The 21,310-nt window shown below is 58.3% G+C and carries 26 protein-coding genes and 1 pseudogene; 26 read left to right on the top strand and 1 reads right to left on the bottom strand.

What is annotated here, in order from left to right; translation table 11 throughout:
- Window positions 1-32: 32 nt before the first annotated feature.
- The 24 genes and pseudogenes from AACY30_RS15245 (at window position 33) to AACY30_RS15135 (ending at window position 18,694) form a co-directional block, all read left to right on the top strand.
- The gene (locus AACY30_RS15245) at window positions 33-1,028 is read left to right on the top strand and encodes a major capsid protein (RefSeq protein WP_054917692.1); all 996 of its coding nucleotides are present in this window, start codon (window positions 33-35) and stop codon (window positions 1,026-1,028) included.
- A gap of 2 nt (window positions 1,029-1,030) precedes the next feature.
- Window positions 1,031-1,351: a head-tail joining protein gene (locus AACY30_RS15240; RefSeq protein ID WP_339540602.1), complete on the top strand. Its 321-nt coding sequence runs from the start codon at window positions 1,031-1,033 to the stop codon at window positions 1,349-1,351.
- Entirely contained in the window at window positions 1,348-2,004 is a 657-nt protein-coding gene (locus AACY30_RS15235; RefSeq protein WP_339540601.1) for a hypothetical protein, read from the top strand. Before AACY30_RS15240 ends, AACY30_RS15235 begins: the two co-directional genes overlap by 4 nt.
- A complete protein-coding gene (locus tag AACY30_RS15230) occupies window positions 1,997-2,515 on the top strand; it encodes a hypothetical protein (RefSeq protein WP_339540600.1) in 519 nt (172 codons plus the stop codon). Before AACY30_RS15235 ends, AACY30_RS15230 begins: the two co-directional genes overlap by 8 nt.
- Entirely contained in the window at window positions 2,512-3,087 is a 576-nt protein-coding gene (locus tag AACY30_RS15225; RefSeq protein WP_339540599.1) for a phage baseplate assembly protein V, read from the top strand. The genes AACY30_RS15230 and AACY30_RS15225 overlap by 4 nt, the downstream gene beginning before the upstream one ends.
- Before the next feature lie 46 nt (window positions 3,088-3,133).
- Window positions 3,134-3,325, top strand: a complete 192-nt coding sequence (locus tag AACY30_RS15220) for a hypothetical protein (RefSeq protein WP_339540598.1) — start codon at window positions 3,134-3,136, stop codon at window positions 3,323-3,325.
- 5 nt (window positions 3,326-3,330) lie between these two features.
- Window positions 3,331-3,657, top strand: a complete 327-nt coding sequence (locus AACY30_RS15215) for a GPW/gp25 family protein (RefSeq protein WP_339540597.1) — start codon at window positions 3,331-3,333, stop codon at window positions 3,655-3,657.
- Window positions 3,654-4,541: a baseplate assembly protein gene (locus AACY30_RS15210; RefSeq protein WP_339540596.1), complete on the top strand. Its 888-nt coding sequence runs from the start codon at window positions 3,654-3,656 to the stop codon at window positions 4,539-4,541. Before AACY30_RS15215 ends, AACY30_RS15210 begins: the two co-directional genes overlap by 4 nt.
- The gene (locus AACY30_RS15205; RefSeq protein ID WP_339540595.1) at window positions 4,538-5,143 is read left to right on the top strand and encodes a phage tail protein I; all 606 of its coding nucleotides are present in this window, start codon (window positions 4,538-4,540) and stop codon (window positions 5,141-5,143) included. Before AACY30_RS15210 ends, AACY30_RS15205 begins: the two co-directional genes overlap by 4 nt.
- A complete protein-coding gene (locus AACY30_RS15200; protein ID WP_339540594.1) occupies window positions 5,140-7,014 on the top strand; it encodes a phage tail protein in 1,875 nt (624 codons plus the stop codon). The genes AACY30_RS15205 and AACY30_RS15200 overlap by 4 nt, the downstream gene beginning before the upstream one ends.
- Window positions 7,015-7,016: 2 nt before the next feature.
- A complete protein-coding gene (locus tag AACY30_RS15195) occupies window positions 7,017-7,688 on the top strand; it encodes a phage tail protein (protein ID WP_339540593.1) in 672 nt (223 codons plus the stop codon).
- Window positions 7,689-7,786: 98 nt separating this feature from the next.
- Window positions 7,787-8,962: a phage tail sheath family protein gene (locus AACY30_RS15190; protein WP_339540592.1), complete on the top strand. Its 1,176-nt coding sequence runs from the start codon at window positions 7,787-7,789 to the stop codon at window positions 8,960-8,962.
- A gap of 12 nt (window positions 8,963-8,974) precedes the next feature.
- Window positions 8,975-9,478 (top strand): phage major tail tube protein, encoded by a 504-nt coding sequence (locus AACY30_RS15185; protein WP_262131597.1) that lies wholly within the window; start codon window positions 8,975-8,977, stop codon window positions 9,476-9,478.
- A 14-nt stretch (window positions 9,479-9,492) separates the two neighbouring features.
- Window positions 9,493-9,771 (top strand): annotated as a pseudogene (locus tag AACY30_RS27500) (phage tail assembly protein); the annotation flags it as partial.
- Between the two features lie 45 nt (window positions 9,772-9,816).
- On the top strand, window positions 9,817-10,101 hold the full coding sequence (locus AACY30_RS27495) for a phage tail assembly protein (protein ID WP_445261437.1): 285 nt from the start codon (window positions 9,817-9,819) through the stop codon (window positions 10,099-10,101).
- A 140-nt stretch (window positions 10,102-10,241) separates the two neighbouring features.
- Entirely contained in the window at window positions 10,242-12,767 is a 2,526-nt protein-coding gene (locus AACY30_RS15175) for a phage tail tape measure protein (RefSeq protein WP_339540590.1), read from the top strand.
- Window positions 12,768-12,776: 9 nt separating this feature from the next.
- Window positions 12,777-13,622, top strand: coding sequence for a phage tail protein (locus AACY30_RS15170; protein WP_339540589.1), 846 nt, complete (start codon window positions 12,777-12,779; stop codon window positions 13,620-13,622).
- Window positions 13,597-13,803 carry a tail protein X gene (locus AACY30_RS15165; RefSeq protein ID WP_339540588.1) on the top strand — a complete coding sequence of 69 codons (207 nt, stop codon included), beginning with the start codon at window positions 13,597-13,599 and terminating at the stop codon, window positions 13,801-13,803. Before AACY30_RS15170 ends, AACY30_RS15165 begins: the two co-directional genes overlap by 26 nt.
- 16 nt (window positions 13,804-13,819) lie before the next feature.
- Window positions 13,820-14,863 (top strand): phage late control D family protein, encoded by a 1,044-nt coding sequence (locus tag AACY30_RS15160; RefSeq protein ID WP_339540587.1) that lies wholly within the window; start codon window positions 13,820-13,822, stop codon window positions 14,861-14,863.
- 63 nt (window positions 14,864-14,926) lie between these two features.
- A complete protein-coding gene (locus AACY30_RS15155) occupies window positions 14,927-15,490 on the top strand; it encodes a glycoside hydrolase family 19 protein (protein WP_339540586.1) in 564 nt (187 codons plus the stop codon).
- A complete protein-coding gene (locus AACY30_RS15150; protein WP_339540585.1) occupies window positions 15,472-16,014 on the top strand; it encodes a lysis system i-spanin subunit Rz in 543 nt (180 codons plus the stop codon). Before AACY30_RS15155 ends, AACY30_RS15150 begins: the two co-directional genes overlap by 19 nt.
- Before the next feature lie 153 nt (window positions 16,015-16,167).
- Window positions 16,168-17,304, top strand: a complete 1,137-nt coding sequence (locus AACY30_RS15145; protein ID WP_339540584.1) for an acyltransferase family protein — start codon at window positions 16,168-16,170, stop codon at window positions 17,302-17,304.
- A 326-nt stretch (window positions 17,305-17,630) separates the two neighbouring features.
- On the top strand, window positions 17,631-18,425 hold the full coding sequence (locus AACY30_RS15140) for a DNA adenine methylase (RefSeq protein WP_339540583.1): 795 nt from the start codon (window positions 17,631-17,633) through the stop codon (window positions 18,423-18,425).
- 83 nt (window positions 18,426-18,508) lie between these two features.
- Window positions 18,509-18,694, top strand: coding sequence for a hypothetical protein (locus tag AACY30_RS15135; RefSeq protein ID WP_339540582.1), 186 nt, complete (start codon window positions 18,509-18,511; stop codon window positions 18,692-18,694).
- On the opposite strand, the gene AACY30_RS15130 is transcribed toward AACY30_RS15135, so the two are convergent.
- Complete coding sequence (locus AACY30_RS15130; protein WP_339540581.1) at window positions 18,691-19,392, bottom strand: SOS response-associated peptidase family protein; 702 nt, start codon at window positions 19,390-19,392, stop codon at window positions 18,691-18,693. The two genes, AACY30_RS15135 and AACY30_RS15130, sit on opposite strands and share 4 nt — an antisense overlap.
- A gap of 101 nt (window positions 19,393-19,493) precedes the next feature.
- Between AACY30_RS15130 and AACY30_RS15125 the strand changes: the two genes are divergently transcribed.
- Together AACY30_RS15125 and umuC are read left to right on the top strand one after the other, a co-directional pair.
- Window positions 19,494-19,919 carry a LexA family protein gene (locus tag AACY30_RS15125; protein ID WP_339540580.1) on the top strand — a complete coding sequence of 142 codons (426 nt, stop codon included), beginning with the start codon at window positions 19,494-19,496 and terminating at the stop codon, window positions 19,917-19,919.
- Window positions 19,912-21,189, top strand: a complete 1,278-nt coding sequence (umuC, locus tag AACY30_RS15120) for a translesion error-prone DNA polymerase V subunit UmuC (protein ID WP_339540579.1) — start codon at window positions 19,912-19,914, stop codon at window positions 21,187-21,189. Before AACY30_RS15125 ends, umuC begins: the two co-directional genes overlap by 8 nt.
- Window positions 21,190-21,310: the final 121 nt, after the last annotated feature.

The following is a 21,310-nucleotide window of genomic DNA, read 5'->3' as shown; positions in this document are numbered from 1 at the left end:
GTGCGGGATTTTTCGTTTCTGGAGAGTACCTCATGGCCGATATCGCCATTTTTGAAGACGATGCATTTAGCGTCTCCTCGTTGACCGCTGCAATCAATGACCAGGAATACCTGCCGGGCCGCATCAGCAGCCTCGGCCTGTTCCGCGAAGAAGGCATCAGCACCCTGACCGTGCAGATCGAGAAGGACGGCGACACCCTGGCCCTGGTGCCGGCGGGTGAGCGCGGTACTTCGGGCCTGGTGGTGGGCGGGACCAAGCGTCAGATGATTCCCTTCAACACTGTGCACTTGCCTGAACGCTTCACCATCAAGGCCGATGAGATCCAGGGCATCCGAGCTTTTGGCTCGCGCACCGAGCTGCAATCCGTGCAGGATGTGGTCAACAAGCGCCTGGCGAAGGCCCGCCGCCAGTTGGACGCCACTCACGAATTCCAACGCATGGGCGCCCTGAACGGGCAAATCCTGGATGCGGACGGCAAGACTTCGCTGCTGGATATCTATAAGACCTTCGGCGTGGTCCGCAAGAAACTGCCAATGGGCTTGGGTAACCCCGACACTGAACTGCGAGTCCGAGCCGGTGAAGCCCTCGACATGCAAGAGGAAGCCCTGGGCAGTATCACCAGCACGGGCTCGCGCGCTTTCTGCGGTAAGAACTTCTGGAACAAGCTGATCGTCCACAAGTCGGTCAAGGAGACCTACCTCAACACCATGCAGGCGGCCTCTCTGCGCGGTGATGCCCGTGAAAGTTTCGAGTTCGGAGGGATCGTCTGGGAGCGCTATCGCGGCAAGGTCGCCGGTGTGTCGTTCGTCCACGACGACAAGGCTCTGTTGATCCCGGAAGGGGTGCCCGATCTGTACATCTCGTCCTTTGCCCCGGCCGATTATATGGAAACGGTCAACACCCAAGGCATCCCGTACTACAGCAAGATCGAGCCGCTGCCCTTCAACAAGGGAGTGGCCGGTGAAGCCCAGTCTAATCCGTTGCACCTGTGCACGCGGCCCCTGGCGCAGATCCTGCTGGAACTCTGACCGTGGCTTTCCGCGATCTGATCGACGACATCGACGACGTGCTGTTCGAAACCCTGGGCGACAGTGCCCAGATCGAAGGCCGCGCCGAACCGGTGCTGGGTATGTTCGCGGCACCCTGGAAAGCGCCGCAGTTTGGCAAGGTCCACACCGGGTTACGCGAGCCTCGCTTCGAGATCCGCGTGAAGGATTCGGCCGGCCTCAGCAAGGGCTTGCGGGTCACCATCGACCTGCCAGCCTTGGATGGCGGTGGCGACTACGACCTGCTGCAACTGGAGCCCGGTGGCGATGGCTTGGTGGCCCTGATCTTGAGGAAGCGTCCATGAGCGTTGGTAGCCATGTTCAGCAGAACCGCGACAGCGGGATGATCAACATCATGCCGTCGGCGGTGCATTCCCAGGCCTTGCGTGAGTTCGGCCAGTTGGTGCCCAAGGCTGCTGCAGCGGCTCAGCGTCGAGCGATAAACAAAACGTTGGGCTGGCTGCGTACCCACATCGCCCGCGCCGTGGGCAAGCAGGAACGCATCACCATCGGCGCCGTCCGGCAACGCCTGCGGGCGTACCCGGTCAGTGGCGGGGCGATGCGGGGCAAGTTGTGGTTTGGGGTCAACGCCATCGAGGCCAGCCGGATCGGTAAGGCTCGGCAAACCCGCAACGGTGTCTCGGTGGCAGGACGGCGGTACCAGGGCGCGTTCTTCAAGCAGGTGTATGGCAGCAGCGCTGACATCTGGATCCGCACGTCGAGCAAGCACTTCAACGCTACGGACTATCCCGGCAGCACGCAGGGTCGGCGCAGTTCGGGGTTTATCGCGGAGAGCGACAACCGGTTCCCGCTGGCGAAAGCCAAGGTCTCGCTGGATCAGGTGCGACCGCACTTCGACAGCTGGGTGAAACGCGCAGACGAACGCTTGCTGGAGATCCTCAAGCAAGAACTCAACTTTGAACTGCAGAAATACCTCAAGGGGTCCGCCCGTGTCTGATCTGCCTTTCAGCCTCGACAGCCTCTATGAGGCCATCGAGCAGCACCTGCAGGAAAAGTTGCCTGGGATTCAGGGAGCGTCGTTCTGGCCGGATCTATCGGCAGACACCAGCATCCCCACGCCGGTGGTGCTGCTGGAGATGGCCGAGATGGAGCCGGCGCCGGATATCGGTACCGGTGAAACGGCGCTGACCTGCAAGTTTGAGGCGCGGATCGTTGTCGATTCGATCAGCGCAGATCCGCAACGGCAGGCCGTGCAGTTGGCCTCCCAGATGGCGGTGCTTCTGCGAGGGCAGAGCTGGGGCCTCGAGGTCGATTGCGCCGAGTTTGTACGATCAACTCAGGACTGGACCAAACCCGAACTGGACGGCTATTTCGTCTGGCTGGTGGAGTGGGATCAGACGGTCTACCTGGGCGCCGAGGAGTGGCCGTGGCCGGATGAGCCGCCGGGTTCGCTGGTCATCGACTTGGGGCCTGGCGTTGGGCAGATCAATCCGGGAGATCTGCAATGAGTTATGCCAGCGCCCAGCATGACCGGATGATCGCCTCAACGGTGATGCCCTGTGTCGTGGTGGCGGTCGATCTGACCACCGCCATGGTGCGTGTGAAGTCCGGCGACTGGACCAGCGCCTGGGTACGCTGGCACAGCCAGGCGGCAGGCAAGGCGCGTCATTGGCGGGTGCCGAGCATGGGGGAGCAGGGTGCGTTGATCAGTCCCAGCGGCGAACCTGCGATGGGCACCTTCATCCCCGGCCTGTACGGCAATGCCGGCGCCCAGCCTGACAACCGCGACCACGTTGAGGTGTGGCGTTTCGACGATGGTGGCTCCCTGGTCTACGACTGGGAAGCCAACAGCTACACCATCGACCTGCCGGCCGGGACCGTGACCGTCAAGGTAGGTGGGTCTGTACTGGAGATGACGCCGAACAGCACGCGACTGGTGTCGGGCGAGATCAACCTGGTGGGCGCGGTCACCATCGACGGCGCTACCCAGATCAACGGCACGCTGAACACAACTGGCGACATCAATAGTGCCGGCAAGGTCATCGATGCCGGCGGCAATACGCCGAACCACAAACACTGAATCTGACCCGCCCTGTGCGGGTTTTTCGTTTTAGGAGCATCCACTGATGAGCAAGAACAAACCCGACAGTCAGGACGAAGCTGGACCTGGTCGCGTTTTCCGCGACACGCTCTTCACCTCGCGCACCCTGGTCCTTCCTGACGGCAGCACCTTGGCTGTGAGCAAAGCGCGCGTGACGGCCAGTACTGATGAACAGTTCGCCTTCCTCAAGGCCCACCCGGAACTGCAGCAGGAGTAATCCCGATGATCGGAATGGATCGCCACACCGGCCAACCGCTGTCCGGTCTCGACCATCTCCGGCAGTCCATTGGGGACATTCTCGGCACGCCCGTGGGTAGTCGGCGAATGCGACCTGAGTACGGCAGCCTAATCCGGCGCTTTGTCGATCTACCGGTTAACGCCGGTTGGAAGAGTGCAGTGCAGGCCGAGGTGGCTCGCTCGTTGGGGCGTTGGGAGCCGCGGCTAAAACTGGAACAGGTGCAGGTCGTTGCCATCGTCGGCGGTCGCATCGACTTCAAAATAACCGGCGAGTATCTGGGCGAACGCCTGCTGCTGGAGGTGTCAGCATGAGCACGGTGGATTTATCGGCATTGCCGGCACCGCAGGTGCTGGAAGCGCTAGATTATGAGGCGCTATATGAAGAGGGGCTCGCCGCTTTTCGCGAGCACATGGGCGATAACTGGTCGGCCTCGCTGGAAAGCGATCCGGTGGTCAAGCTGGTGGAGTTGGGCGCCTACGGCAAGATGCAGAATCGCGCACGGGTCAACGATGCCGCCAAGGCGTTGATGCTGGCGTATGCGCAAAAGGAGGATCTTGATCAGCTCGCGGCCAACGTCAAACTCCAGCGCCTGGTCATTCAGCCGGCGAATCTGCTGGCAGTGCCACCGGTAGACGAGGTTAAAGAATCCGACGACGCTCTGCGCGAGCGTATTCAACTGGTCTACGAAGGGCTGACCACGGCCGGACCGCGCAACAGCTACATCTTCCATGCGCGCAATGCGTCGGCTTTGGTCGCCGATGCTACGGCGGAAAGCCCATCACCGGCTGTGGTGGTTGTGACCGTGCTGAGCCTGACCGGTAGCGGTCAGGCCGATCAAGCATTGCTTGACGTTGTGCATGCCAAGCTCAGTGACGATGACGTCAGGCCGGTAGGCGACCGCCTCATTGTGCAGAGTGCAGAGATACTCAACTACCGGATCGATGCCGTATTGCATATGCAGGGCGCTGGCCCGGAAAACGACGCGATCCTAGCCGAAGCCATCAAGCGCATCAAAGCCTGGATCAATCCGCGAAAGCGCCTGGCGTTGGAGGTTGCGCAATCCGGTGTCGATGCCCAGCTGCACATCAACGGCGTTGGCCGGGTCGAGCTGCTCAACTGGGTTGATCTGAAACCAACCAAATCTCAGGCAGCATATTGCACGGGCTTTAGCGTTGTCCTTGGGGGCTCGACATGACCAGTCTGCTCCCCCTGAACAGCACGCAGTTGGAGCGAGCTATTGAGGCCGCCTTGGTTGAGAAAACTAGGATTCCGTTACGCGACCTCTACAACCCTGACACCTGCCCGGCGCACCTGTTGCCGTGGTTGGCCTGGACTTGGTCGGTCGACCGTTGGGACAACAAATGGTCGGAGGCCATCAAGCGTTCGGCCATCCGCTCCGCGTTCTACGTGCATGCCCACAAGGGCACCATCGGCGCCCTGCGTCGAGTGGTTGAGCCGCTTGGCTACCTGATCGAGGTGCTGGAGTGGTGGCAGACCACTCCCAAAGGAATTCCCGGCACCTTCGCCTTGAAGGTCGGCGTACTTGAAACCGGTATCACCGAAGAGATGTACCTGGAACTGGAGCGCTTGATCGACGACGCCAAGCCCGTTAGCAGGCCCTTGACCGGGCTGGCAATCAGCTTGGAAACCCAAGGCGCCATACACATCGGTGTCGCCCTCTACGAAGGCGACGTAATCGACGTCTACCCACCCGTGCAGCGTGACATTGATGTCACCGGCTACATCGGCGTGGTCGGGCGCGAACACAGCATAGACACTTTGGACGTTTACCCATGATTGATCGCAACTCGCAATTTATGGCGATCCTCACCAACGTGGGGGCCGCAAAGCTGGCTAATGCCAATGCCCTGGGCATTCCCTGGAACCTCACTGCGCTGGGCGTCGGCGATGCCAACGGCACTGACCCGGTCCCCAGTGCAACCCAGACCAAGCTGATCAACGAGCAGCGACGGGCGCCACTGAATCAACTGCGCGTTGATCCGGTCAACGCGGCGGTGATCATCGCTGAGCAGGTCATACCGGCAGATGTTGGCGGCTGGTGGATCCGCGAGATCGGCTTGTACGACTCGGACGGTGACCTGGTCGCAGTTTCAAACTGTGCACCGAGTTTTAAGCCGGCGCTGGATCAGGGTTCAGGCCGTACACAAATTGTGCGGATGAACTTTATTGTTTCAAGCATCAACAACATCGTGCTGAAGATCGATCCAGCGATAGTGCTGGCGACTCGTGAATATGTTGACTTGGCGATTACGGAGGCCGTCAACAAGCAGGACTCCAAGCATTCGGTGCTGGTGGCCACCACGGCGAACATCGCCCTGAACGGCATTCAGACTATCGACGGCGTGCTGCTTGCGGCAGATGCCCGCGTCCTGGTGAAAGACCAGGTCCAGGCGAAAGACAACGGCATTTATGTAGTACCAGCCAACGGCGCCTGGAAACGTGCGCAGGATGCAGATGCCAGCATCGAGGTGACGCCTGGCCTCTTCGTCACCGTCGAGAAAGGCACGGCCAACGGAGATAGCATTTGGCAGCTGGTGACTGATGCACCGATTATATTGGGTACCACCGCGTTGACCTTTGAAGTCATCGCAGGACGCACCGGTATCGGGGCTGGCACCTACCGTAGCTTGACGGTGGATAAGCTCGGACGTGTTATCGCAGGTACGAATCCGACAACGCTCGCGGGCAGCGGGATCACCGACGGCGCGACAAAAACCGAGTTGTCCGACGAAGTTGCTAAGTTGCTGCCGAGGACTGGCGCCAAAGTGTCTGGTTCGTTTACTTTAGATGGCGGCACAGAAGACTCTCCGCAGTTTGGTTTTAAAACGCCAACTGCTGAAGCGTATATAGACCTATGCAACAAGAGTGTCCGAATTTTTGCTAGAAATGGTGAAGTTAATTCTGTGCCACTTAATTTGAATCTTGAGTCTAAAGTAGCCGAGATTTTCGGGCGTGTAGTATGGGATTCAGGTAATTTTGATCCTACATTGAAAGCAGCTAAAGCCACCACTTTAGCGGGCTACAATATCACCGACGCGTTGACGGCGGTGCAGGTCAATAATGCATTGTCACAATGCATCAAACTCTCTCAGTTCGTACCATCCGGGTCAGCCCCGGTGTTTCAGTCAGCCGGATTTGGGGCAATTGCTGGTATCGCAGGAGGCGCCGGCACCGTCCAGGTCAGCGGAGGAGATGGCGTGTCCTCTGCGGTGATGTGCTTTCATCGACCTGGAAATTATGGGGTCATGTTTGGTCTGGATACTGATAATCAGCTCAAGCTAGGTGGATGGTCGGCGGGCGCGGTAGCCCATACCATATGGCATTCAGGTAATAGGCCGAAAAATACAGCTCTACTTGCGCCAACTGGATGGAGAAAAGACGCGGACACGGGCGAGATTATTCAGTGGCTTGAGTATTCTTTTGACGATATGCCAACAATAAAGACAATAAGCGTAACTTGGCCGTTTCAGTTTCCAACGCAGTTTATAAATGCGAAAGTAAGCTTTCGTAAAACCACGGCGGCGCCTGCATGTATACAGGGTTACTACTCGGCTCCTAGCGTGTCAGGTTGCACTGTATATGTCGAGGAATGGTCGGGAGTTACACAAACAGGGATAACGGTAGTTGTCGAAGCTAGGGGCTTTTAGGGATGAAGATATTCTATAGTGCGAAGTCAAACACGTTTTTCAATGAGGCGTTCCATGGATCTCGGACCATTCAGTTACCTGATCCTGAATGGAAGCGCCCGAGTATGAAGGTGTCTGACCCTAAATGGATTCCTCCCGATATCCAGGTACCTAACCCGACCTGGGTTGAGGGTGGCGGATCGGTCCCTGAAACAATTTCGGCCCCCGATGTTGATGCAACTCCACCAATGATCGACACGCCGGACTTGGATGCTGTACAGCCAATTATTACTGTCCCTAACCCGGCATGCTTGCTCCCGCCAGCTGCTGAGCTTGTTGAAATTACTCAGGAAGATCACGACGCTATCTTTCGGGCTGTCTCAACTGGCAAATCGACCTTTAGGGGGGGCAAAGATGGTCGACCGATCATCATTGCGACACCTGGGCCGACTCTGGAAGAGTTGGAATATAGCGAGCGTGCCTTTCGAGATAAGACTCTTTTGCTCACTGATACGCTGGTCGCACGTCATCGTGACGAGCTGGAGGCTGAACGGGCTACAACCCTCACCACCGAGCAGTACAAGCAGTTGCAGGGCTACAGGCAGGATCTGCGCGACTGGCCTGAATCGGCGCACTTCCCGGCACTTGAGTACAGACCGGAACAGCCGGCATGGCTGGCTGAGTTGATCCAATAACGCCCCGCATTGACGGGGCGTTTTCTTTTCCGTTACGCGCATCACGACCAACCCACGGCCTCGCATCTGCGGGGCTTTCTCGTTTCTGGAGTTCAACCATGAGTAATGCAGGTGGTTTTTTTCACGGCGTCACCGTGACCAACGTCGACACCGGCACGCGGCCTATCGCTGTGCCGTCGTCGTCGATCGTTGGTCTCTGCGACACCTTCACCCCAGGCCCCGCTGCCGGTGCCTTGCCCAATCAGTTGATGCTGATCACCCGCGAAAGCGAAGCCATCGCCGCCTGGGGCGCAGACGCGGCAATCACCAAGGCGGTGCAGGCCATCTACGTTCGTTCCAAGGCCGTGATCGTTGCCTGTGGCGTGGAGAAGTTGGCAGACGCCGCCGCGCAGACCTCGGCCATCATTGGCGGTGTTCTGGCGAACGGCACTCGCACCGGCATGCAGGCACTGCTCGATGGCAAGAGCCGCTTCAATGCGCAGCCGCGCTTGCTGACCGTACCCAAACACACCGCGACGTTGCCCGTCGCTACCGCGCTTGTGGCGCTCAGCGACAAGCTGCGCGCAATTGCAATCATCGACGGCCCTAACACCACCGACGAAGCCGCGATGGCGTACCGCGAAAACTTCGGCAGCAAGCGTGTGTTTCTGGTCGACCCTGGTGTGCAGTACTGGGACACCGCGCTCAGTGCCACCGTCGATGCACCCGGTTCTGCCTGGGTCGCTGGGCTCTTCGCTTGGACCGATTCGGAATACGGCTTCTGGGCCTCGCCGTCGAACAAAGAGTTTGTCGGCATCACTGGCACCGGCCGGCCTATCGAGTTCCTGGACGGCGACGAAACCTGCCGGGCCAACCTGCTCAACAACGCGCAGATCACCACCATCATCCGTGATGACGGGTACCGCCTTTGGGGCAACCGCACCTGCTCCAGCGATCCGAAGTGGGCGTTTGTCACTCGCGTGCGGACCATGGACATCGTTATGGACGCGATCCTTTACGGCCATAAATGGGCGGTGGACCGCTCGATTACCAAGACCTACGTCAGCGACGTCACGAACGGTCTGCAGGCCTTTATGCGCGACCTGAAAAATCAGGGTGCGGTGATCAACTTCGAGGTGTTCGCCGACCCCGAGTTGAACACGGCCAGCCAGCTGGAGCAGGGCAAGGTGTACTGGAACATCCGCTTCACCGACGTGCCGCCGGCAGAAAACCCCAACTTCCGCGTCGAGGTCACCAACCAGTGGCTGACCGAAGTCCTCGACACTAACGCATAAGGAGAGCCGCAGATGGTTCCGCAAACGCTCTACAACATGAACGCCCATATTGACGGCGTAGCCTTTAACGGTGAGATGACCAGCGTGACGCTCCCCAAGCTCACCTTGAAAACAGAAGAGCATCGCGCCGGTGGCATGGATGCCCCGGTCGAGATGGACCAGGGCATGGAGAAACTGGAGGCCAGTTTCGCCGGCAAAGGTGCGCGTCCGGAGGCCATGAAGTTTTATGGCCTGGCCGATCAGACCGCGTTCAACGCGGTGTTCCGTGGCTCCTTCAAAGGCCAAAAAGGTGCGACCACGGCGGTGGTCGCCACCGTGCGCGGCATGCTCAAAGAGATTGATCCGGGCGACTGGAAAGCCGGCGAGGCGGGCGAGTTCAAGTACTCCGTGGCTGTCAGCTATTACAAGCTCGAAGTCGCCGGCCGACTGATGTACGAAATCGATCCGGTTAACTGTGTCCGGGTTATCAACGGTGTGGATCAACTTGCCAGCGTCCGCCGCGACCTCGGCCTGTAACGGAAGCGTCTCTAATGAAAGTGAAAAAGCTGAAATTGATTCCGTCCTGGCTGACCTTTGGCTCAGACAGCGCGACGATCACCCTGACGCGCCCGAGTGATGTAAACGGCGTCAAGGTCGACCAGTTGAACCTGCGCGCTCCGACGTTGCGCGAGGTACGCGCCTCTGACGCAATCGGTGGTGCCGACGCGGTGTTGCGTGAGGTGACCTTGTTCGCCTCCCTTACTGACGCCGGTACCAAGGACATTGATGGGCTCAAGCTGACCGACTATGCGCGCGTACAGACGGCCTATTCGCAGTTGCTGCTGGACGCCGGACTTCCCGACAAGGAAGGCGAGATGCCGACCTGGTTGGGCGTTGGCCCAGACGGCGCCGTCGTCGCACTGTCCAAGCCGTATGACTTCAAAGACGTGAAGCTCGACCGCCTGATGTTGCGCGCACCCACTGTGCGTGACGTACGTGCCGCGACCTCGGCGTCCAATGGCGACGATGATCAGCGCGACACGGTCCTTCTGGCCAACCTGTCTGAATCCGATACCAAGGATCTGGAGGGGCTCAAGCTGACGGACTACCAGCGGCTACAAGCCGCCTACTTTCGCCTGGTGCAGGACGACGGGGTTTAACGCCGAACTGCAGAAACAGGTCGCGAAGCGCTTGGCGACGCAGTATTCATTTGCGGCCAACGAAATCGAGACCATGCCTTTTTCCACGATGATCTGGTGGCTCATGGACTGAGCCCCGCATCCCTGCCTGGAGTGTTCTCATGGCAAACAACCTGGCGCTCGGCCTGGTCATCGGCGGCGTCGTCAGCTCCACTGTCGGCGCCGCCTTCAAGGACGTTGAAGGCCGCATCAAGAAACTCGGCGAAACCGGCACCAAGGCTCGCGTCCTGCAGAGCACCATCGGTGACACCATCCGCCTGCGGGACGAATGGAAAAAGGCCCACGACACCGGTGCGGCGTCGGCGGATGGTCTGTTGCGAAAACTGGAGGGCAACCTCAAAACGCTGAAAGAGCAGGGCATTGAGGTCAGCAAGTTGCGCAAGGAATACCAGGCTCTCGGCCAGGTAGCGCGTGGCGCCGAACTCAAGGCGCTGGGTCACACGCAGATCCAGCAGGGCAAAGAGGGGATGAAAAACTCTCTCGGCCAAGCGGCGGTGCTCACGGGGTCATTGGCTATTCCAACCAAGATCTCCGGCGATTACCAGGCGCAGATCCGCCAGATGTCGTTGTGGGCACACACCGCTGGTACCGGCGATGAGGCCAAGTTGGCGGCGAGCATCAGCAAGGTCGCGGCAGATAAGGGCATGAGTCAGCAACTGCTCGCGAAGTCGGTCGGCGCCTTGATCGAAAAAGGCGTTGATTGGGACGTGGCCACCTCCTATGCCGGGCAGATTGCGGACCTGATCGACGGTCAAGGCATGGAGCCCGAAACCATCGCAACCCTGATCAACTCCTTTAAGGAAGCCGGGGTCAAGCAGGGAGATATGGCGGCAATGCTTGGCCAGGTCGCAGCCGCCGGTGATATCGGTGCGTTCGGTCCTAAGGACATGGCGAAGTATTTGCCGGCGATGCTCGGCAACATCAAGCGCCTGGGCATGGAAGGCCCCGAGGCGGTGCGCTTCCTGGGGGCCAGCCTGCAGTCGCAGTACTCGCAAACTCAGGACTCGGCGGCTGCGGCCACCAACATGAACAACCTGCTCAACGCTGTGATCAGCAGCACGAGTCAGGAACGGTTCGCCAAGGAAGGCTACGACTTGGCCGGCTCAATACTCGCCGCGACCAAAAGCGGCAAGGCAGCAAATCCGGTCGACGCGTTCATCATGCTCAGCGAGCAGTTGATCAGGAAGCAGGATCCGGCCAAGGCCAAGAAAATTGAGGCACTCAAGGCCAAGATCAAGGCCTCGGCGGACGGTAGTGCTGAGGAAGAGCAGGCCATGGTCGCGCTGACCGAGGCGGCCGGGCTAGCGACCATCGTCAGTGATCAGAGCGCCAGTGCGGGTTTGCTCGCGCAGATCAAATATGGCGACAAGATCAAGGCGGACATGGCGACCATCGAGAAAACAGACGGTAAGGCCAAGATTGAAGCCGATGCGGCGAAGGCGCGTGAGACGTCCAACAGGAAGTGGGCCAGTGCCACTGCAGGCATTGAGTCGTCGATGACGCGCATCGGTGATGCGTTGCGGCCGCTGACGGACGTGGCGGCAGATGGCCTGGCGAAAGTGGCCTATGGGTTTGGCGAATTGGCAGGTCGCTTTCCGACAGTGGTCAGCGGGGCGGCTGTGCTGGCTGCTGGTGTTGTCGGCCTGGGCGCAGCGATCAACGCGATCAAGATCGGCAAGGGACTGCTCAACGTTGCGCGTGGGTCGCTGATGGGCAATCCAAACGTTATCCAGCGGGTGTTCGTCACCAATCCCTCAGGCGGTGCTGGCGGGGTCGATGTAGGTGATGGAAAGCGGCGTCGAGGCAAGGGCAAACGTGGTCGTGGTGGTCGAGGCGCTATTCCTGGTGCTGCTGCAGCGGCGGCGCCACTTGGCGCAACGGCCAGCCGGTTTGCGCCCAAGGCCATGATGGGCAAGGGGCTTGGGTTCGCCAAGGTTGGCGCGCCCATGGCGCTGATCGAGGCGGGGTTGATCGCCGCTGATACCTATCAAAACGCCGAGACCCGCGATGAAAAGGCCGAGGGCTACGGTAATGCCGCTGGCACCTTGGCCGGAACATTGGCCGGTGCTGCTGCGGGCGCCGCGATTGGTTCGGTGGTACCGGTGATTGGCACCGTGGTCGGCGGATTGATCGGCGGGTTCCTCGGCAGTTGGGGTGGCGGCGAGTTGGGCGGTGCTGTGGGCAGGGCTGCGTTCGGTGGATCGGACGCTCCGGCCGAGCGCCTGATCCTGCCGGCTCAGCCATCGCCGTTGCGGTTGCCGCCACCAGGTGCGCCGGCTCTGCCGCGTCTGGCGCAGATCGCGCCGTCGCTATCGTCCGGTCCGTTGATGCTGAAAACGCCTGCAGCACCGGGGCCAGCTTTGGGTGATGTGTCGCGCTCGTTGGCGGCTGCTCCCACAGCAACTGCGGCTCCGGCCGTGCTGGCTGCTGGACTGGCCGCGAAGCCGGAACCGACTCGGGTTGAGCAGCAGTGGACGTTCTCCCCAGCCATGCCGGTGACCGTGCACGGCGACGTCAAGGATCCACGGCAGCTCGCGCAGGAAATGATGCCGCACCTGCGCCAGATGTTTGAGGAGTTCAGTCGGGAGCAGGGGCGGCGCAACCTTTACGATGCCCCTCACGTTTAAGGAGTTGTCATGGCTTACATGGAGCAACTGCAATCCGGCTTCAAATCCCTGGTCCAGGCCGGGGAGGCAGGGCGGCACAGCATCGACGATATGATTGGGCCGGTGAACGGCGCCATTGGCGAAATCACCGGAGCGGCTGATGAACTGTCCAGTATTCCCGGTGTGCCACCTGGTGTCGGCGATAAGCTGCAGCGGGTAATGCGCGGGATCAACGCGGCGCAGTCTAAGGTCGGCACGGTGTTGTCCGCCTACAGCAAGGCAACTCGTGCGATATCGGCGATTGATGAGCGCCTGGGCACCCTGAAGGAACAAGCCGCCCGGGCCAGCACGGCGATCAACCAGATGGCCGGCAAGGTCAGTCCAAACCTGGCGAATATTTTGCCTACCAGCGTTCTGGCACCCAATGCCACACCCATGGCGGAAGCGGTTAAACCGTTTCCCCACCTGCTGATCTTGCAGCCGCTGCAGGCGAATGCGCAGCCGTTCTACTTCAACCTGGACACGGCAGCGTTTAACGAGCTTCGCCGGCAGACGGAATTCCGCTGGGCCTCGCAAGAGCGCCTCAGTCGTCGGCCAGCACAGCAAGCCGTGGGAGTGGGGGAGGATAAGCTCAGCCTCAAAGGCGTGATCTTTCCCACGTTCAAGGGTGGGTTAAAGCAACTCGACATCCTGCGTTCAATTGGTGGGCAGTTGCTGCCCTTGAATCTGACCACCGGCTACGGCGTCGTCCTCGGCACCTGGTGTCTGCGCAGTATGGATGAGGAACAGGGCGCGCTGCTGGCCGGCGGGATCCCGCGTAAGCAAACCTTTAGTTTGGAGTTCTCGCGCTATGGCGATGATATGCAGAACGTCTGACGGCGACCTGCTGGATACCCTGTGTTATCAGCATTACGGACACCTCAATGGCACGGTAGAGGCGGTGCTGGCGGCTAACCGGTTGTTGGCGGATGAGCCGCAGCCGTTGCGTGTCGGGTTGCTGATTACGTTCCCTGAAATTGAGCGGCCGGCGGTCGAGCAGGTGCAGCTGTGGGATTGAATGTTGAGGACTACCCATGAAACCCATATTTCGTATCGTCGCGGATGGCACTGATATAACGGCCTTGATTAACGACCGCCTGCTGTTGCTGCGCACGCTGGACAAGCCTGGCATGGAGTCAGATGAGTTCGAGCTGCGTATCGATGACCGTGACGGCGCCGTCGCACTGCCCAAGAAGGGCGCGGGGATCGAGGTCTACCTTGGCTACGACAGCAAAGCGATGGCGCGCTTGGGTCGGTATACCGTGGATGACATTGAGGTCTCCGGTCCGCCGGACACTCTGGTCATTCGCGGCAAAGCCAGCGACATGCGCGGCAGTGGCAAGACCACCCGCAGCGGCAGTTGGGAAAATGCCCCGCTGTCCAGGATCGTCAGTGACATTGCAGCACGCAATGGCTGGAAGCCTGAATGCCCCGTTGCCACGGTCGTGCCCAGGGCTGACCAGATGAACGAGTCGGACTATAACTTCATCACCCGGCTCGCCAAAAATCACGACTGCACGGCCAAGGTCGCTGACGGCAAGCTGTTGGTGCTGCCGCGTCAAAGCGGGCAGACCGCCAGTGGCAAGGGCCTGCCGGCGATCACCGTCCGGCGCAGTGACGTCAGTCGCTGGCAATTTCGCTTCGCCGACCGCACCACTCAGAAGGCCGTCAAAGCCAGCTACCAGGACAAGAAAACCGGCGAGCTGGTCAACCTGACCCTGGACAACGACGACGCGCCTGAAGGCTTGCCGCCGGTTCATACCGACCGGCACATCCACCCGAACAAGTCCGCTGCGGAACAAGCAGCCAAGGCCCGGCTGGCAGCGTTCAACCGCTCGACCGCTGAAGTTCGGTTGGAGATGGTGGGGCGCACTGATCTGTTTGCTGAGCGCCAGATCAATGCTCAGGGTTTTAAGGACGGATTGGACGGTGAGTTTCTGATCGACTCGGTGGAGCAGGTGTTCTCCCAGTCCGGCTGGAGTACCACGGTCGAATGCAATGCAGGGAAGAAGGGTAAGGCCAAGGCGGCCGGTAAGAAAAAGAAGGCACCCAAGGAGATCAAAGTTCTGAAGCTGTAAGTCACCGTACGTGCTTCACCATCCGCCGCCATCGAGCGGCATTTTTTTGTCCGGGAAAAAGCGATGTCCATCACTGAGCAGCAACTACAACGCATCATGCCCAACGCCCGCCCCCAAGCGGGTGTTTTTGTATCCGCGCTAAACGCGGCCATGATCAACCGCAAGATCGATACGCCGAAACGTCAGGCGGCGTTCCTTGCCCAGATCGGCCACGAGTCGGGCCAGCTGCAATACGTGCGTGAACTGGGGAGCGATCAGTACCTCAGCAAGTACGATACCGGCGCGCTGGCTGCCAAGCTGGGGAACACGCAGGCAGCCGATGGTGACGGCCAACGCTATCGCGGCCGTGGGCTGATACAGATCACTGGTCACGACAACTATCTGCGCTGCAGCCTGGCGCTGTTCGGTGATGAACGATTGTTGCGCACGCCGGAGCTGCTGGAACTGCCGCAATGGGCGGCAGAGTCTGCGGCGTGGTTCTGGTCGGTTAACGGGTTGAACGCCCTCGCGGATAATGACCAGTTCAACACCATCACTCGCCGGATTAATGGCGGGCTCAACGGCTTGGAGGATCGCCTGCAGCTTTGGGCCAGGGCGAGGGCGGTGCTATGCGTCTCCTCGACCTGATCCCCTCGCAATTTCGTGTCGCTGCCGTCTGTGTGGTGCTGCTCGTGCTGGTTGCAGGATCTGCTGCACTTGCCTGGACAGCTCAAGGCTGGCGTTACGGCCAGCAGCTGGAGCGCCAGGCCAGGCTTCACGCTGACACCCTCAACGACTTATCCAAAGCTGCTGCTGCTCTGCAGCGCAACGAGCAGGACAAACGCCTAGCCCTGGAGCAGCGCCTGCAGAACAAAGACGAAACCCACTACAAGGAATTGACCGATGAGCAAACCAAGCAGGCTCGTCTGCGTGATCGCCTGGCTACTGCTGATCTGCGGTTGTCAGTCGTACTCGCCTCCGCCGACCCCCCCAGCAGCTGTTCAGTGCCAACCACCACCGCCACCGGCTGCGTGGTTCATGGCCCCGCAAGAGCCCAACTTGACCGAGCGCATGCTCAACGAATTATCGGAATCACCGATTCCGGCGACCAAGGATTGATCGCCCTGCGGGCCTGTCAGGCATACGCAAAAGAAGTCTCTAGCGTGAAGTAGTAGAGGCTACCGGTTGGGGGCGTTGGCCTGATTGAGCCCCCGACTGCTCGGCTTGCACATCTGGCCCAGCTTATGCGTAAGGGATTTTTCTGGTTAAGTACAGAGAAGTTATAGATAATTGACGATTAACAATATGCCCCGTTAGAGATCCCTATGAGTGTTCAATCTGTAAGGAAGCATGATTACATAGATGCAATAAGAGGATTGGCAATAATATTGGTGGTCATGACTCATGCATCACAATATGTAAAGCCTTTATCGGATTTGCTTCAACGCATCATGGTAGAGGGAGCCCGTGGGGTTCAGCTATTTTACGTTGCAAGCGCTGTTACATTGTGCATGTCTTGGGCGGCGAGAAAATCCCATGAGCAAAGTCCTATTTTAAACTTTTACATACGCAGGTTTTTTCGAATCGCGCCAATGTTTTATTTAGCGATAATAGGTTATTTGATTCTTAACGGGGTTGCCGCGACTTACTGGGCCCCCAACGGGATTGAATGGTGGTTTGTGCCTATTACGGCTTTGTTTTTACACGGCTTCCATCCTGAGACCATTAACTCCGTTGTTCCTGGTGGTTGGTCCATAGCGGTAGAGATGACGTTTTATCTTGTTTTCCCATTTCTTATGCGATTCCGAAAAGCTTACTATTTCTTAGGCGTGTTGCTGGTTTGTGTTTTGCTGCAGCGCCTTAATAGCTATGTGTCTGTAAGGGTTTTTCCCTACCCGCCAGGACAGGAATACATGGCAGTGAATTTTTCGGTATTGAATTTTATCAGCCAGGCGCCGGTATTTCTGATGGGTGTCTTTGCCTACCTGTTTCTGACCAGGGCTAGGGTGAGTGATGCCAAGATGCTCATCGTCGGTGGGCTTCTGTTTTGCTTCCTTTCTGTGAAATTTTGGACGCTTTCACATAAGCCCGTAACCCATGACGTTTATGCGGGTGCTATGTTCGCTGTATTATTCGTCTTGGTTGCCTATTATCCAGTAAGGATATTGGTCAATAAATTCATGATTGGCCTTGGTAAGCTGAGCTTCAGTATGTACCTGACGCACTTTGCAGTTTTGAGCCTTTTTACTAAGCTAGGAGTTGTGTCGCTTCTAGGAAGTGGCAACAAGGAAAGCGTAGCGTATTGTTTTTTGGTGCTGTTAGTCTCGGCAGGTATATCGCTGCTGACCTATAACTTTATCGAAAGACCGGGCGTTTCCCTTGGTCGCCGTTTGATAGAGCGGTTAGAGGGAGCGAATGCGAACCCAATGATTGATAGCAAGGCTGTGGAGACAGTTAAATAAGTACAGTTGTGCCTGCGTCATTTGGCGCAGGCGTTGAAGTGTAAATGGAAATTAATGCGGTTGTAGTTAAACTCTAAGTCTTGTCATTCAAGCTAGATACTTCCGTAACGGCGCGTATTCACGTTGACCGTTCTGTCTGTTTACCAGACCTCGTCTACAGCTTTTCCGTCGAAACAAAAGAAGCGGCCGCTCTGGATGCGTCAACATCCGGCGCGGCCGCTGTCCCTGCAGATCGTCCCTGCAAGTCCAGCCAAGGCTCCTGCTTCGTGCACAAAGCGGAGCGAGCCTAGCACTGTTTATCCATACAGCAAAGGTCTTGCCTTTTTATGTCTACACCCATCATCCCTTGGATGGGCGGCAAACGCCGCCTGGCCGACCGCCTTATCCCGCTCTTCCCGCCACACGAATGTTACGTTGAAGTTTTTGCCGGCGGTGCAGCGCTCTACTTCATGCGCCCCCAGGCCGCGCCGGTTGAAGTCCTCAACGATATTAATGGCGACCTGGTGACGCTGTACCGCGTTGTGCAGAATCACCTGGAAGAATTCGTGCGCCAGTTCAAATGGGCTCTCAGCTCCCGCCAGGTGTTCGAGTGGCAGAAGATGACCCGCCCTGAAACCCTTACTGATATCCAGCGTGCCGCTCGGTTCTTCTACCTGCAGCACCATGCCTTTGCGGGCAAGGTGACCGGGCAGACGTTTGGCACTGCTACCACTGGCCCGGCCATCAACCTGCTGCGGATCGAGGAGAACCTTTCTGCAGCATGGCAGCGGTTGTCCGGCACCTACGTTGAGAACCTTCCTTGGTTGGACTGCGCTGAGCGCTACGACCGTGCACACACCTTTCACTACATGGATCCGCCTTACTGGCAGACGGCAGGCTATGGCGTGGATTTTCCCTTTGAGAATTACGAGCGCATGGCGGACTTTATGCGTCGCTGCAAAGGTAAGGTCATGGTCAGCATCAATGATCACCCGGACATTCGGCAGGTCTTTGACGGCTTCCATTTTGAAACCGTTGATATTCGCTACAGCACTACCAACCAGCGGCAGGGAAGGGCCGATGTCAGTGGAGAGTTGGTGATCATGAACTGGGAGCCCGCCGCGTTAGGGGGGCTGTTTTGATGGTCGCTATGTTCGATCTGATTGGCTTGCTATGTGTTTATGGTAGAGCGTTACTGTGGTCACGCAAAGGAAGGATGAACCCCATGGAAACTGCCTCTCACCATTTGAATGTCCTGCCCTCTCAGCTTCTTGCGGCGGCCTCGCGAGGAGAGATTGACCTTAACGATTTGGCTGCTGTTGTGTTGGCTAGCCGTGGGCTTGATCACAACGCAACTTGGGTAGGCTTCCCGGCGGCCGCTCAACTGCTCGAGCAGCACTTACGGGGCTAATCATCCTCTGATGACAATGGGAGCAGTAGCTCGGCTCCCTGATGTTTCACGTTCCCCACCTCTTTCCCAACGGCATACCACTCAAAATCCTCGGTTGGCTGGCAGCACTCAGTGGCAATTTCTTGAACTCGCTCTGGCGCAAGACCTGGATCCAGCCACTCCCTGGCATGCTCAGGCGTCAGTACCAAAGGCTTGCGATCATGGATGTCCACCATCCCCCGGTCGCTGGCGGCGGTGATGATTACAAAACCGTCTCCTTCTTGGGGCTCAAGGCCAAGACTGATTTGGGCGAGCGCGCCGAAAAACATAGGTTTCTGGCTTTTCAGGCGAATAAAGTAAGGCTGTTTTTTCTTCGGATCGTCGGGGTCTTTGACCCACTCATACCACCCCTCACTCGGCACCACGGCTCGGCCATTCGGCCACAGTTGCTTGAAAAACTTGCCTGTGGCGACCGTCTCTATGCGGGCGTTGATCGGGTCGGGGCGTTTGCCCTTGGCCCAGAAAGGCGCCCATCCCCATTTGACTGCATCGATATGCAGGCCGTCCTCTGCGGTGTGCAGCAGCTGCACCCGCGTCGTCGGAGCGATGTTGTACCGATTGATCGGCACGGCGTCATACCCACTGAACAGCTCTATCTGTGGGTTTAGCTCTTCGATATAGATCGCCATCCCTTCGTACTGCACGAATCGCCCACACATACGCACCTCTCCGCTTGTCGAAATCCCCTACAGAAAAATTGACCGCAAGCGTTCTACAAAGTTAACTGTACATTCATACAGTAAATGTAAAAGGCCGCATCATGAGCTTCACCATCATAGGTCCCATCGCAGAGATCGGCGCGAAGTTGCCGCTGTGCTCGTTCCAGGTTCCGGCCGGTTTTCCTTCGCCGGCAGCGGACCACATCGAGCAGCACATCTCATTGGATGAGGTCCTGAATATCCGAGCGCCTCACGTGTACCTGGTGGCAATCACCGGAGAGAGCATGCAAGGCGTCGGGATATTCGATGGGGACCTGGCCGTGGTGGATCGTGCCCTTGAGCCGATCCATGGGCATGTGGTGGTGGCTTTGCTGAACAATGAGCCCGTCTGCAAGCGCTTATGTAAGCGCGGTAGGGAGGTGGTCCTGCTTTCCGAAAACCCCAAGTTCCCGGCACGCTACATTCTCGAAGGCGACGAACTGTCGATCTGGGGCGTGATCACCAGCACTGTGCGCAGCCATGTCTAAGCAGCAGACAACCTTCGCACTGATCGACTGCAACAGCTTCTATGCCAGTTGCGAGCGGGTATTCCGGCCTGACCTGGTGAAGGTGCCCATCGTAGTGCTGAGCAATAACGACGGCTGTGTTATTGCCCGGAGCTACGACGCCAAACCCTTCATCAAGATGGGCGAGCCGTATTTCCAGATCAAGCACAAGCTCAAGCAGCACGGCATTGTCCCGTTCTCCTCCAACTATGCACTGTACGGCGACATGAGCGAGCGCGTGATGAGCCTGATCGAGGCGATGGTGCCGGCGGTTGAGGTGTACAGCATCGACGAGGCGTTCGCCGACCTGACGGGTATCGATGGGCTGGATGCGTTAGGCCGGCAGATTCGCGCCCAGGTACTTCGCTGCACGGGTATTCCGGTCGGTGTTGGCATCGCTCACACAAAGACCCTGGCGAAGCTGGCAAACCACACCGCAAAGCGCCTGCAGTCTCAAACCGGTGGTGTGGTCAACATTACCGATCCGGTTAAGCGTGATTGGGTGCTACGCAATACGGACGTGGCGGAGGTTTGGGGCGTTGGCCGCAAGATGAAGCTCCATCTTGATGCCATGGGTATCAAGTCGGCTATGGACCTGGCTAAGGCAGCTCCGTGGACGCTCCGTAAGAAGTTCAGCATTGTGATCGAGAAGACGGCGAGGGAGCTGGGCGGCACTCCTTGTCTGGAGCTGGATGAGCCCGATCCGCCGAAGCAGGAGATCTGTTGCAGCCGCATGTTCGGTAAACGGCTGACGGAGTTGCCGCCGATCAAGGAGGCGGTGGCCACCTACATGATGCGAGCCTCGGAGAAGCTTCGTGCTCAGAACTCTCTTTGTAAAAAGGTGCGTGTATGCATTCGCACGGGCATGTTCAATCCAGAGGAGGCGAAGTATACCAACGGGGTGGTGGTAGATATGCCGTATCCCACCGATGACGTGCGACTGCTGACAAAGGCGGCTGTTGATGCTGTCGACCGTATTTACCGGCCAGGCTTCAAATACAGTAAGGCTGAGGTGATGTTGCTCAATCTCTACCAGCCTGGAGAGTACACCGATGATCTATTCGCTACTTCGCAGCCTGCCGAGTCCACTCGAGTGATGACTGTGCTGGACCAGATCAATGGGCGATGGGGGAGGGGAACACTGCGTTCAGCCAGCGTGCCCAGCAACCCAGCTTGGGCCATGCGTCGCGAGATGATGAGCCAGAGCTATACAACCAAGCTGGATCAATTATGGGCTGTAGCGTGTAAATAGTGGTTGTGATGAGCGGATGGAAGGCATTTCGTGAGGTAGGTATTCTTTAATACGACTGTGTCTGTTTCAATTCTAGGGGTGGCTGGAAAACCTGAAACAAATACCTAATTGAAGCGAGTAA

Source organism: Pseudomonas sp. RA_5y_Pfl1_P24, from assembly GCF_963970945.1.
In the GTDB taxonomy this organism is placed as follows: Bacteria; Pseudomonadota; Gammaproteobacteria; order Pseudomonadales; family Pseudomonadaceae; genus Aquipseudomonas; species Aquipseudomonas tritici.
Note: the sequence above shows the minus strand (reverse complement) of the source record. Positions and strands in the feature narration are given on the sequence as shown.